Here is a 13,103-nt window from a genome sequence, read left to right on the forward strand (position 1 = left end):
GTTCTCCGGCGGGGCCCGTCGCACGTCTGAGGTCGCACGTCTGAGTGCCGTCACCGGCCCGGTCCGTCACGTCCACTGCCCCGGCTCAGTCGGCGCGCAGGGCCGGCAGCCGGCCGGCCACCTCCTCGAGCACGGCCTCGCTGCCGGCGTAGACGCCCTCACCTCGCGGCCAGTGGGTGACGACGTCGGTGAAGCCGAGCTCGGCGGCCCGCCCGACGGCGTCCTCGAACGCGCCGACCGACTCCAGCGCGTACCCGCCGGCGTCCAGCGACAGGTAGCGGTCGACCTCCGCAGGGTCCCGGCCCGCGGCGCCGAGCACGTCCTCGAACCTGCGCACCAGCCCGGCCACGCCGTCCCACCAGCCGGCAGCCCCCTCGGCACCGCCCTGCTCAGCGCCCGTGGTGGCCCAGCCCTGGCCGAAGCGGGCCGCGACCCGCATCGCCCGCGGACCGTTGGCGGCGACGACGAACGGCAGCCGCGGCTGCTGCACGCACCCGGGGGCCATCCGCGCCCCCACGGCCGTGTACCGGTCCCCCCGGTAGGTGGTGCTGGGCGCGGTGAGCAGCCGGTCGAGCAGGTCGACGAACTCGGCGAGTCGGTCCACCCGCTCGCGGGGCGCCAGCACCGGCCTCCCGAGCACCTCGGCGTCGAACCCGGTCCCGCCGGCACCGACACCGAGGGTGAACCGGCCGTCGGACAGGTCGTCGAGGGTCATCAGCTCCTGGGCGAACGGCACCGGGTGCCGGTAGTTCGGCGAGGCGACCCACGTGCCGAGCCGGATCCGCTCGGTGACGACCGCGGCCGCGGCCAGCACCGGCACCGCGGCGAACCACGGCTCGTCGGCGAGCGAGCGCCAGGCCAGGTGGTCGTAGGTCCACGCGTGGTCGAAGCCGAGTCGCTCGGCGCCCCGCCAGCGGTCGGCGTCCACCCGCCACCGGCCCTGGGGCAGGACGACGATCCCGATCCGCACGGACGGGCACGCTACGCCAGGGCGCGTACCGTGGTGCGGATGCCTGCCGCCCGCGCTCCCCGCAGCCTCGCGGACGACCTGCGGTCCCGGGACGACGACGCCCTGGCCGAGCTGCTGCGCACCCGGCCGGACCTGGCCACCCCGCCCCCGGCGGACCTGTCATCGCTGGCGGCGCGGGCCTCGACCCGGTCCAGCGTCCAGCGGGCCGTCGACCGACTCGACCGACCCGCCCTGCAGGTACTCGAGGTGCTGACGGTCCTCGACGAGCCGGTGGCCCTGGCCGACCTGGCCCGCGCCTGCGGCGCCCCGCGGGCGGTCGTGGCCCGGCAGGTGCACCGGCTGCGGGACCAGGCCCTGGTGTGGGGTCCGGACGGCGCGCTGCGCGTCGTCCGGACGGTCGAGGAGGTCCTCGGCCCGGGGGTCGCCGGTCTGGGACCCCGTCTGAGCGACCTGCTCGGCGTCCGCACCTCCGGCCGGCTCGCCGAGCTGGCCGCGGACGTCGGTCTCGTCCCGGCCGGTGACGCGGCGACGGACCTGGCCGCGGTGGTCGCCCGGCTGGCCGACCCGGCGGCCGTCGCCGCACTCCTGCAGGACGCCCCCGCCGCGGCCCGTGACCTGCTCGCCCACCTCGCACCCGGTCCGCCGGTCGGCAGCGTCGAGCACGCCCAGCGCCAGGTCCGCGCCGCCACCGCGCACAGCGCCGTCGACTGGCTGCTCGCCCGGGGGCTGCTCGTCGCGGTCGGCGCCGACCGGGTGGTCCTGCCGCGCGAGGTCGCGGTGGCGCTGCGCGGCGGTCGGGTCATCGACGGCGTCGACGAGCAGCCGCCACCGGTGAGCACGACGCAGCGACGCCCGGACCTGGTGGACTCCGCCGCGACCGGTCAGGCCGTCGAGGCGGTCCGGCTCACCGAGCACCTGCTCGAGGTGCTGGGCGCCTCCCCGGCACCGCAGCTGCGGGCCGGCGGGCTCGGCGTCCGGTCGCTGCGCCGGGTCGCCGACGAGCTCGGCATCGACGTCGACCAGGCCGCCTTCGTCGTCGAGACCGCCTGGGCGGCGGGCCTGCTGGCCTCGGACGGCGAGCTGGACCCGGCCTGGGCGCCGACCCCGGCGTACGACACCTGGCGGGCCCTCGGTACCGCCGGGCGCTGGGCTGGGCTGGCCACCGCCTGGCGGGCCACCTCCCGGACGCCCTCGCTCGTCGGCAGCCGGGACGGCCGGGACGCCGTCCGGGCCGCGCTGTCCCCGGACCTGGACCGGCCCGCCGCGGTCGCCGTCCGCCGGGACGTGCTCACCGAGCTGGCCGAGCTGGCACCCGGGCACGCCCCGACCGAGGACGGGCTCGCCGAACGGCTGGCGTGGCGGGCGCCCCGTCGCAGCGGCGGCACCGTCCGGCAGCTGCTGGCCGCCACCCTGCGGGAGGCGGCGTGGCTCGGTGTGACCGGCCTGGGCGCCCTCGCCACCGCGGGACGGGCCCTGGCCGAGGGCGGGGACGCCGAGCAGGTCGCCGCCGCACTCGAGGCCGCGCTGCCCGAGCCGGTCGACCACGTGCTGCTGCAGGCGGACCTCACCGCCGTGGCCCCCGGCCCGCTCGAGCCCCGGCTCGCCGCCGAGCTCGCGCTCGTCGCGGACGTCGACAGTCGCGGCGGGGCGACGGTCTACCGGTTCAGTGCCGCGTCGGTGCGTCGTGCCCTGGACGCCGGGCGCGGCGCCGAGGAGGTCCTCGACCTGCTCGCGAGCCGATCCCGGACGCCGGTCCCCCAGCCGCTGGAGTACCTGGTCCGCGACGTCGCCCAACGGCACGGCCGGATCCGGGTCGGCGCGGCCAGCGCGTACCTGCGCACGGACGACGAGCACGTCCTGGCCGAGGTGCTCGCCGACCGCAGGACGGCGCCGTTACGGCTGCGGCGGCTCGCGCCGACCGTGCTGGCCGCCCAGGCGGACCCGACGACCGTGCTGGAGACGCTGCGCGGCATCGGGCTGGCCCCGACGGCCGAGGGACCCGGCGGGGACGTCGTGCTGCACCGGCCGGACGTGCACCGCACCCCGCCGCGTGAGCGGCCGCGCCCGGTCACCGGGGACCCGCCGGCCCCGTCCGACGCGCTCGTGCACGCCCTCGTCGCCTCCCTGCGCAGCGGAGAGGTCCGGGCCGGCGAGGGTGACCGGCGGCGGGCGGCGTCCGCCGGGCTGCCGCCGCTGCCAGTGATGGAACCGGCCCTCAGCCTGGCCGCGCTGCGCGAGGCCGCCGCCGACCGGCGGCCGGTCTGGGTGGGAGTCGCCGACCCGGGGGGACGAACAGCGCGGCTGCGGGTCGAGCCGATCCGGGTCGACGGCGGCCGGGTCACGGTGCTGGACACCGCGGTCGGGCAGCTGCGCACCCTGTCGGTGCACCGGATCACCGGCGTCGCCGTCGCCGAGGCGGAGTAGGTTCGGTCCATGAGCCAGCCACCGTCCGGCGACGCCCCCGACCGGTCCGGTGACCGCCGGCCCGGCGACCCGCCGTCCTACCCCTACCCGCCGGGCCCGTGGCAGGCGCCGGAGGAGGCCACCCGCCCGATCCCGAGCGAGCCCAGCAACCCCAGCAACCCCAGCAACGCAGCCTCTGGGTCTCCGGAGTCACCTGCGCACGGCACCGGCGGCTACCCCCCGCCCCCCGGGTACCCCCCGGGGCAGCCCGGGTACCCCTCCGGGCAGCAGGGCTACCCCGCCCCGCCGCCGTCCCCGCCGCCGGGCTACCCGGGCGGGTACAGCGGTGGGTACACCGGCGGCTACACCGGTGCCGGGACGTCTCCGGAGCAGCAGTCGGTCCGCACCCAGGCCGTGGTGTCCCTCGTCCTCAACGTCCTGTCGCTGCTGGCCATGGCCAACGTGTTCGGCATCGCCGGCGGGATCCTCGCGGGTGTGGCGCTCGGGCGGGTCGACACCGACCTCGGCTCGGCGCGGAACCTCGTCCGCTGGTCGTGGATCGTGCTCGTCGGCGGGCTCGCCCTCCTGCTGCTCGCCGTCCTCGCCGTCGTCGCGTTCCTGTTCATCGGCGGCTTCGCGGCGATGTCGGGCGGGTTCTCAGCGCGGTAGGCCCGGACCTGCGCCCTGGACCGTCGTCCAAGGCGGCCCGCGGCGCAGGGAAGGTCCCGGGCCCGGTTGGACGTTGTGGCAGCCAGTGCCCCCTGCGGAAGGACCCGCGTGAACGACGGACCGCTCATCGTCCAGAGCGACAAGACGCTGCTGCTCGAGGTCGACCACCCGGCAGCTGAGGCGTGCCGCCGGGCGATCGCGCCGTTCGCCGAGCTGGAACGCGCCCCCGAGCACGTGCACACCTACCGGCTGACCCCGCTGGGACTGTGGAACGCCCGGGCCGCCGGACACGACGCCGAGCAGGTCGTCGACGTCCTGCTCGAGCACTCCCGCTACCCGGTGCCGCACGCCCTGCTCGTCGACGTCGCCGAGACGATGTCCCGGTTCGGCCGGCTCCAGCTCGCCAACCACCCGGCGCACGGGCTCGTCCTGCGCGCCCTCGACGTCCCGGTGCTCGAGGAGGTGCTGCGCAGCGCGAAGGTGAAGCCGCTCGTCGGCGCCCGCGTCGAGCCGGACACCGTCGTCGTGCACCCCAGCGAGCGTGGTCACCTCAAGCAGGTGCTGCTCAAGCTGGGCTGGCCCGCCGAGGACCTCGCCGGCTACGTGGACGGGGAGGCCCACCCCATCGACCTGGTCGAGGACGGCTGGGCACTGCGGCCCTACCAGGAGCAGGCCGTTGACGGCTTCTGGCACGGCGGGTCCGGCGTCGTCGTCCTGCCCTGCGGGGCCGGCAAGACGATCGTCGGCGCGGCCGCGATGGCCCGCGCTCGGTCGACGACCCTCATTCTGGTGACGAACACCGTCTCGGCCCGGCAGTGGAAGCAGGAGCTGCTCCGGCGCACCTCCCTCACCGAGGACGAGATCGGCGAGTACTCCGGCGCCCGCAAGGAGATCCGCCCCGTCACCATCGCCACCTACCAGGTGATGACGACCCGCCGGAAGGGCGCCTACACGCACCTGGAGCTCTTCGACGCCCGGGACTGGGGGCTCGTCATCTACGACGAGGTGCACCTCCTGCCCGCGCCGATCTTCCGGATGACCGCGGACCTGCAGGCCCGCCGCCGGCTCGGGCTTACCGCGACCCTCGTGCGCGAGGACGGCCGGGAGGGTGAGGTGTTCTCCCTCATCGGTCCGAAACGGTTCGACGCCCCGTGGAAGGAGATCGAGTCCCAGGGGTACATCGCCCCGGCGGACTGCGTGGAGGTGCGGGTGACCCTGCCGGACGGCGAGCGGCTCGCCTACGCCACCGCCGAGCCGGAGGAGCGCTACCGGCTGTGCTCGACGTCGGCGGTCAAGCTGCGGGTCGTCGAGGACCTGGTCCGCCGGCACGCCGGGGAGCAGACCCTCGTCATCGGCCAGTACATCGACCAGCTCGACGAGCTGGCCGACCGGCTCGACGTCCCGCTCATCAAGGGCGAGACGACGGTCCGGGAGCGGCAGCGGCTCTTCGACGCCTTCCGCGCCGGTGAGGTCCAGACGCTCGTGGTGAGCAAGGTCGCGAACTTCTCCGTGGACCTGCCCGAGGCCTCGGTCGCCGTCCAGGTGTCCGGCTCGTTCGGCTCCCGGCAGGAGGAGGCCCAGCGCCTCGGCCGGCTGCTACGGCCCAAGGGGGACGGGCGCTCCGCCCGGTTCTACGCGGTCGTCGCCCGCGACACCCTGGACCAGGAGTTCGCCGCCCACCGGCAGCGCTTCCTGGCCGAGCAGGGGTACGCCTACCGGATCGTCGACGCCGACGACCTGCTCGCCGGCACCCACGAGTAGCCCCACCCCACCCCCCTCCAGCGCCCCCCACTCGGTGATCATGCAATCCCGCCACCCCCCGACCCCTTCGTAGTAATGGCGTTCTGGGAGGGGGTTCGCATAGAACGTCCTCCTGTGTACACGTCTCGGGCTTGGTGTCCCAACGCGATGAACAGGAGGACGTCCATGGGTAATGGTACGGGTTTGACTCGGGGTGATCGGCGGCGTAACGAGCGGCGGGCCCGGCTGCGTGCGGCGGTGCCGGCGTCGGCTGCGGTGGTGGGGGTTGATCTGGGGGAGGACACCCAGATGGTGGTGGTCACTGACCGGGACTGCCGGGTACTGGCCCGGCGGGTGTTCAAGGGCAAGGCGTGGGAGCTGGGGCCGGTCCTGGACTGGGCGGTGGAGCAGGCTGCGCGGGCCGGGTTCACGGCGGTGACGTTGGCGTGTGAGCCGACCGGGTCACGGTGGATGGCGGTGCAGGACGCCGCCTTCGAGCGGGACCTGCTGGTGGTGTGTGTGCAGCCGCTGGCCGCGGCCCGGGCCCGGGAGGAGGAGGACTACACCCGGGACAAGTCCGACTACAAGGATGCGGTGCTGATCGCCCGGTTGGCCGGTGAGCTGCGCTGCTACGTCCCCGAACGTGTGGAGGAGCAGTGGGCGGTGCTGCGGCACCTCGGTCGCCGTCGTGGTGAGCTGATCACCCGGTCGACCCGGGCGGTGCTGCAGCTGCGTGACCTGCTCGCGGTGGGCTGGCCCACGGTCCTGACGGCGGCGAGCAAGCCGTTCGAGTCGATGACCTGGCAGGCGTCGGTGGCGGTGGTGCTGGACCGCTGCAACGGTGACCCGGCCCGGCTGCGGCGGATGGGCCTGGCCCGGTTCACCGACGCGGTGCGCCGTGAGCTGCCTCGCTGGGGTGGGCGCAAGATCCGCCGCCGGATCGTCGAGGGCGTGTTCGCCGCCCTCAACGACACCACCGGCGCGGTGGCCCGCCAACGCGCCGGGGCGCTCAAACGCGCCGCCTGGGCGGTGGATGACCTGCGCGCCGCCCGCGCCCAGCAGCAGACCGTCGAGCAGGAGATGCTCACCGCCGTGGACGCCCTGGGCCTGAGCGACCCGCTGGCCTCGATCCCCGGGCTGTCCCTGCCGGCTGCCGCGCAGATCCTCGCCGAGGCCGGTGACCCGACCCGCTTCGACAGCGCACGGTCCCTGGTCAAGCACGCCGGGCTGAACCCGGTGGAGAACACCTCGGCCACCTTCCGCGGCCGCACCCGCACCTCCAAACGCGGCCGCCCCGGGCTGCGGCTGGCCGCCTGGCGTGCCACCTGGACGGTGATCCGGCACAACCCGGTCCTGGCCGCCCGCCACGCCCACCTGACCAGCCGCCAGCACAACCGGCTCACCCGCGCACAGGCCCACGTGGCCTGCGCCACGACCCTGCTGCGCTGGATCTACGCCGTCACCACCACCGGGCAGCGCTGGGACCCCCGGATCGCCGCCGGCCCCACCACCGAGGCCCCCATGGCCGCCTGACCAGCACACCCGCCGACCCCGGCGGGGCGAGCTCGCACCTTCGTAGAGGGGAAACCCTTCCACCTCGATGATCACCATGAGCAGCCCCGCCAGGCCGCCAGGGAACCTCACAAGCTCGCTTGAACGCTGTTGGGACCCCAAGCCCACTTGCCAGCTACGTAGAGACGAGGAACCCGACCCCGGCCACCCCCCCCGGCGGGGAACCCCACACACCACCAACAAGATCAAAACGACCCAAGACCTTGACGTGAAACCTCTTACGCTGGTGATCATGCAATCCCGCCACCCACGGCCCACTGTCCAGTTCACAGAATGCTGGGTTGGTGGCGCGACACGCCGGCCAAGCTGCGCCGAACGCAGCATTCTGTGGCCGACGCGCCGGACCGGACGCGCCAAGCCGGGAAGGTCCCGCAGCACTCGGTGCACGCACCGGTCGACGTGGCGCGCGGAGGTACGCCTACCGGATCGACGATGCGGACGCCTGCGGGCGGACACGTGCGGGGCCTGATCCGGTACCGTCCGAGGCGTTAGCCCACTGGAGTGGTCGGCGCGACGGACCGTAGAGCACCGCTTTACGGATTGTCACGAACGTCCGACACTGAGTAGGTCCGCCCGACGACAAGGAGAATGCCATGAAGTCCCCGCTCAAGGTGCTCGCCGCGGCCGGCCTCGGCCTCGCGCTCGTGGTCACCGCTGCCCCCGCTCAGGCCGCCCCCAAGGACACGGCGGGAGCATCCCTCACCGGCGCATCCCTCACCGGCGCATCCCTCACCGGCGCATCCCTCACCGGCGCATCCCTCACCGGCGCATCCCTCACCGGCGCATCCCTCACCGGCGCATCCCTCACCGGCGCATCCCTCACCGGCGCATCCCTCACCGGCGCATCCCTCACCGGCGCATCCCTCACCGGCGCATCCCTCACCGGCGCATCCCTCACCGGCGCATCCCTCACCGGCGCGTCCCTCACCGGCGCGTCCCTGACCGGCGCCTCGCTAACCTGACGTCACGGGGCCCGGTGGTCCGCCCTATCGACGTTGGAGCACAGATGACCACGCAAGACGTCGAAGGGTCCCGTAGCCAGGCCACGCTGGTGCTGGCTGGTCTGGTCCTGGCGGCCACCGGGCTCATCGCATTTCTTCCGTCAACGGGGGTCGAGGTCGACCCCGGCATCGGGCTGCCCGTTGCCAGTGCCTTCGTCGCGGTCCTGTTCGTGATGGCGGAGCTGAGCAAGCTGCACGTCGAGGTGCGGGGACAGGCCTTCTCCGTGTCACTGAGCGATCTCCCGCTCGTGCTCGGTCTGTTCCTTCTGCCGCCCCCGCTTCTGCTCGCAGCTCGGCTCGTGCCTGCCGCTGTGGTCATGCTCGCGCGCCGGACCGAGATACCGAAGGGCCTATTCAATGGCGGGCTGTTCACGCTCGAGGTCGGCTTGGCCGTCCTCGTCATGGACGCACTGGTCCCTGAACGCGGTTTCGGCATCAGCACGTGGCTAGGGACCTACGCCACCGTCCTCATCGTGGACGTGGTCGGTGGCGCAGTCGTCATCTGGGCCATGCACCGGCTCGGCAGTGCGCCGTCCCGGGCTCAGGCGTACCGGATGCTCGCCGCTCTGGTCGTGTCCGGGATGCTCAGCACGACACTCGCCCTGATGGCGGTTCTCGTGCTGCATGCCTCCACCGCCGGACTGGCGCTCCTTGGGACGCTAGCCGTCGCAGTGGCCCTTGCTCACCGCGGGTACCACCGCCTGCTGCGGCAGCACAACGACCTCAACCGGTTGTTCCTGTTCACCCAGTCCGTCGGCGCCGAGCCCAGGACCGAGGAGGTGGTGCACCAGCTGCAGATGGAGGCTGCGGATCTGCTGAACGCAGAGAGCGCCGTGGTTCGCCTGCTTCCGGGGCCGGAAGCGGAGGGAGACGACAAATCGGCTGACCGGTTCTTGTGGACCGCTCCCCCCTGCGCCGTGCCGCGGACGACACGGGACCCGGCTCAGCGAGCATGGCTGGACCGAACCGGGGTGCGTGACGCCGTCCTTGTGCCTCTGCACGACGACGGACAAGCGGTCGGCGTGGTCCAGGTAGCCAACCGGCGGGGGGCGGCGAGCTCGTTCACCGAGGACGACCTCAAGCTGCTGCAGACTCTGGTCGCCCACGTCGAGGTGCTCTGGCACAACGGCCGGCTCGTCGACCAGCTGCGCCACGAGGCGACCCACGACGCCCTGACCGGCCTGGGCAACCGCACCCTGTTCAACGACGGGTTGCAGGCCCTCATCGACGGCGGCGGCCACGGCGCGACCCTGCTGCTCGACCTCGACCGGTTCAAGGAGGTCAACGACGCCCTCGGTCACCCGGTCGGTGACGTCCTGCTCGAGAAGGTCGCCGCCCGGCTCCTGGACCACGTCCCGACCGGCTCACAGGTGGCCCGGCTCGGCGGCGACGAGTTCGCCGTCCTGCTGCGCGGTCTCACCTCACCGGAGGAGGCGCTGGCCACCGCGCGCGCCGCGCGGGCCGCCCTCACCGGAGCGTTCGAGGTCACCGGCACCTTCCTCGAGGTCGGCGTCTCCGTCGGCGTCGCCATGGTGCCCTCGGACGGCGGGGACGCTGCCACGGTGCTGCGCCGGGCCGACCTGGCCATGTACGAGGCGAAGCGGACGGGGGCCGGCGTCGTCCGCTACAGCCCGGTCCTCGACCACCGCAGCACCGGCCTGCTCGAGCTGGCCGGCGAGCTCCGCTCGGCGGTGGAGCAGGACCAGATCGTCATGTACTTCCAGCCCAAGGAGAGCCTGCGCACCGGCCGGATCGTCGGCTTCGAGGCCCTCGCCCGCTGGATGCACCCCGAACGCGGGGTCGTCATGCCCGAGGTGTTCGTGCCGCTGTCCGAGCAGACCGGCCTGGTCGGGCTCCTCGGCGAGGCCGCCGCCAGCCAGGCGCTCGAGCAGTGCCGGACCTGGCTGAGCCGCCGGCCGGGTGTCGGCGTCGCCGTCAACCTCTCCCCTCGCCGGCTGCTCGAGCCGGGTCTCGCCGCCTCGCTGGACCGGTTGCTCGCCGAGCACGAGGTCCCGGCAGAGCTGCTGACGCTGGAGATCACGGAAAGCACCGTGATGGCCGACCCGGACGCCGCGGTCCGGGCCATGCACCAGCTGCGGGACCTCGGCGTGCGGCTGTCGGTCGACGACTTCGGGACCGGCTACTCGTCACTGAACTACCTGCACCGGCTGCCGGTGCAGGAGGTGAAGATCGACAAGTCGTTCGTGCTGCCGATGCACCGGGACGTCGGGGCGACCGCCATCGTGCGCTCGATCGTGGAGCTCGCCCACACCCTGGAGCTCACCGTCGTCGCCGAGGGGGTGGAGAACGAGCCCACCCGGCAGGCCCTCGTCGAGCTGGGCTGCGACGTCGGCCAGGGCTTCGGCCTGGCCTACCCGATGCCACCCGAGGACGTGCAGGACTGGCTGGTCCGGCACGACGCCACCCGGCGCGAGCGGCGCGCAGGAGGGCGCCCCCGGGCCGTGTGAGCCCGCCCCCGCGGAGCCGACGTCGGACGACGTCCAGCCGACTCCCAGGTTCCTGCCCGACACTGGTCCGGTGGCACGACCGGACACCCCCGAGGCCAGGCTGCTCGTCGTCGACGACGAGCCGAGCATCCGCGACCTGCTGGCGGCCGCACTGCGGTTCGCCGGCTTCGAGGTCCACACCGCGGCCGACGGCCAGGAGGCGCTGCGGCAGGCCGAGCTGACCCGCCCCGACCTCGTCGTCCTCGACGTCATGCTCCCCGACCTCGACGGGTTCGCCGTCACCCGCCGGCTGCGCGAGCGCGGCCGGGACGTGCCGGTGCTGTTCCTCACGGCACGGGACGACGTCCAGGACAGGGTGACCGGTCTGACCGTGGGCGGCGACGACTACGTGACGAAACCGTTCTCGCTGGAGGAGGTCGTCGCCCGGATCCGCGCCGTGCTGCGACGCACCGGCGCAGGCGCCGACCCGGCCGCCGGCCGGCTCGTGTTCGCCGACCTCGAGCTCGACGAGGACGCCCACGAGGTCCGCCGCGGGGAGCGCACGATCGAGCTGTCCCCCACCGAGTTCAAGCTGTTGCGCTACCTCATGCTCAACCCGAACCGGGTGCTGTCGAAGACGCAGATCCTCGACCACGTCTGGCACTACGACTTCGACGGCGAGGCCTCGATCGTCGAGTCGTACATCTCCTACCTGCGGCGCAAGGTCGACCACGCCCCCGACGGGTCGCCGCTCGCTCCACTGATCCACACCCGGCGCGGGGTCGGTTACGTGCTGCGCCTCCCGCCGGAGGAGTGATGCGCCCGCTCGCCTCGTCCTCGCTACGGACCCGGCTCGTCGCCATCGTCTCCGGGCTCGTCATGCTGTCGCTGCTCGCGGTCGGCGCGGCCACCCTCGCCGCCATGCGCCCGGCACTCGTCGCCGACCTCGACGACCGGCTGTCCGCCACGGTCGCCGACCCACGGGCCCTGGAGATGCTGGTCAACGACGCCGGCCTGGGCCGGCGGATGCACAACCGACTCCCGACGGACTACGTCGTCCGCGTCAACGACGCCGCCGGCGAGCAGGTGTTCCTGGACGCCGGGATCACCCCGTTCGAGGACCTGCCGGACCTGTCGGCGGTCACCCTGGAGCGGGTCCGCGCCATCGGCGGCGACCCGTACACGGTCGACGGGTGGCGGGCCGTGTCCCGCCCCGTGGCGGTGGCCACCCCGACGGGCCGCAGGGCCGGCTCGGTCACCGTCGCCCTGCCGCTGGCCCCCGTGGACGCGACGCTGGCGGCACTTGCCGCCCGGATCGCCGTCCTCGGGCTGGTGGTGCTGGCGGCCAGCGTGCTCGCAGGTTGGCTGGCGGTGCGCAGGGCGTTCCGGCCGCTGCGGGACGTCGAGACGGTCACCGCCGCGTTCGCCGACGGCGACACCTCCCGACGGGTGCCGGCCGCGCCGGCCGGCACCGAAGTCGGACGACTGGGCGCCGCAGTCAACGAGATGCTGGACCGGATCGAGGCCGACCTCGCAGCCCGGGAGGCCAACGAGAGGCGTATGCGCCGGTTCGTCAGCGACGCCGGCCACGAGCTACGCACCCCGCTCGCCGCCGTCCGCGGTTTCGCCGAGCTGCACCGCCAGGGGGCCGTCCGGGACCCCAAGGACGTCGCCCGGACCATGGGGCGGATCGAGCAGGAGGCGGTCCGGATGAGCGGCCTCGTCGAGGACCTGCTCACCCTGGCCCGGCTGGACGAGCAGCGGCCTCTGCGGCGGGAGCCGGTCGACCTGCTGGTGCTGGCCGCCGACGCGGCCGAGAGCCTGCGCGCGCTCGCCCCGGACCGACAGGTCCGGCTGACGGGCCTGGACGGTGCCGGGCCGGCCGCCACCCCGGTCGTCGGCGACGACGCCCGGCTGCGGCAGGTGCTGACGAACCTGGTCGCCAACGCGGCCCGGCACACCCCGGCCGGCTCCCCGGTGGAGATCGAGGTGGGCACTCGGCAGGGGTGGGCGCTGTGCCGGGTCGTGGACCACGGGCCCGGGGTTCCGGCCGAGGACGCCGAGCGGGTCTTCGAACGGTTCTGGCGGCGGGACGAGTCCCGCTCCCGCGGCGCGGGCGGCGGGTCGGGTCTCGGGCTGGCGATCGTGGCCGCCCTCGTGCGCGCCCACGACGGCGCCGTGCGCGTCGTCCCCACCCCCGGCGGCGGGGCGACGTTCGAGGTCGCTCTGCCCGCGGCGTCCTCAGGTTTCTCCCAGGAAGGGCCCAGCCCGGCCGCAGGCTGAGGGGTTCTCCTGGTGCGA

General features: G+C 74.1%; 9 protein-coding genes. 8 read left to right on the top strand and 1 reads right to left on the bottom strand.

Annotation, left to right across the window (positions count from 1 at the left end; genetic code table 11):
- Nucleotides 1-85: 85 nt before the first annotated feature.
- The gene (locus HJG43_12230; protein UER55181.1) at nucleotides 86-970 is read right to left on the bottom strand and encodes an LLM class flavin-dependent oxidoreductase; all 885 of its coding nucleotides are present in this window, start codon (nucleotides 968-970) and stop codon (nucleotides 86-88) included.
- Nucleotides 971-1,009: 39 nt separating this feature from the next.
- Here HJG43_12230 and HJG43_12235 point away from each other — a divergent pair, with 39 nt between their 5' ends.
- From HJG43_12235 to HJG43_12270, 8 genes are all read left to right on the top strand, one after another.
- Nucleotides 1,010-3,394 (top strand): helicase-associated domain-containing protein, encoded by a 2,385-nt coding sequence (locus HJG43_12235; protein UER55182.1) that lies wholly within the window; start codon nucleotides 1,010-1,012, stop codon nucleotides 3,392-3,394.
- Between the two features lie 9 nt (nucleotides 3,395-3,403).
- A complete protein-coding gene (locus HJG43_12240) occupies nucleotides 3,404-4,042 on the top strand; it encodes a hypothetical protein (protein UER55183.1) in 639 nt (212 codons plus the stop codon).
- Between the two features lie 108 nt (nucleotides 4,043-4,150).
- Nucleotides 4,151-5,803: a DEAD/DEAH box helicase gene (locus HJG43_12245; GenBank protein UER55184.1), complete on the top strand. Its 1,653-nt coding sequence runs from the start codon at nucleotides 4,151-4,153 to the stop codon at nucleotides 5,801-5,803.
- 165 nt (nucleotides 5,804-5,968) lie between these two features.
- Nucleotides 5,969-7,315: an IS110 family transposase gene (locus tag HJG43_12250; GenBank protein UER55185.1), complete on the top strand. Its 1,347-nt coding sequence runs from the start codon at nucleotides 5,969-5,971 to the stop codon at nucleotides 7,313-7,315.
- A gap of 632 nt (nucleotides 7,316-7,947) precedes the next feature.
- The gene (locus HJG43_12255) at nucleotides 7,948-8,316 is read left to right on the top strand and encodes a pentapeptide repeat-containing protein (protein UER55186.1); all 369 of its coding nucleotides are present in this window, start codon (nucleotides 7,948-7,950) and stop codon (nucleotides 8,314-8,316) included.
- Between the two features lie 44 nt (nucleotides 8,317-8,360).
- Nucleotides 8,361-10,823 (top strand): sensor domain-containing phosphodiesterase, encoded by a 2,463-nt coding sequence (locus HJG43_12260; GenBank protein UER55187.1) that lies wholly within the window; start codon nucleotides 8,361-8,363, stop codon nucleotides 10,821-10,823.
- Between the two features lie 70 nt (nucleotides 10,824-10,893).
- Nucleotides 10,894-11,619, top strand: a complete 726-nt coding sequence (locus HJG43_12265) for a response regulator transcription factor (protein UER55188.1) — start codon at nucleotides 10,894-10,896, stop codon at nucleotides 11,617-11,619.
- Nucleotides 11,619-13,085, top strand: coding sequence for a HAMP domain-containing histidine kinase (locus HJG43_12270; protein ID UER55189.1), 1,467 nt, complete (start codon nucleotides 11,619-11,621; stop codon nucleotides 13,083-13,085). The genes HJG43_12265 and HJG43_12270 overlap by 1 nt, the downstream gene beginning before the upstream one ends.
- Nucleotides 13,086-13,103: the final 18 nt, after the last annotated feature.

Source organism: Kineosporiaceae bacterium SCSIO 59966 (assembly GCA_020881835.1).
Lineage (GTDB): Bacteria > Actinomycetota > Actinomycetes > Actinomycetales > SCSIO-59966 > SCSIO-59966.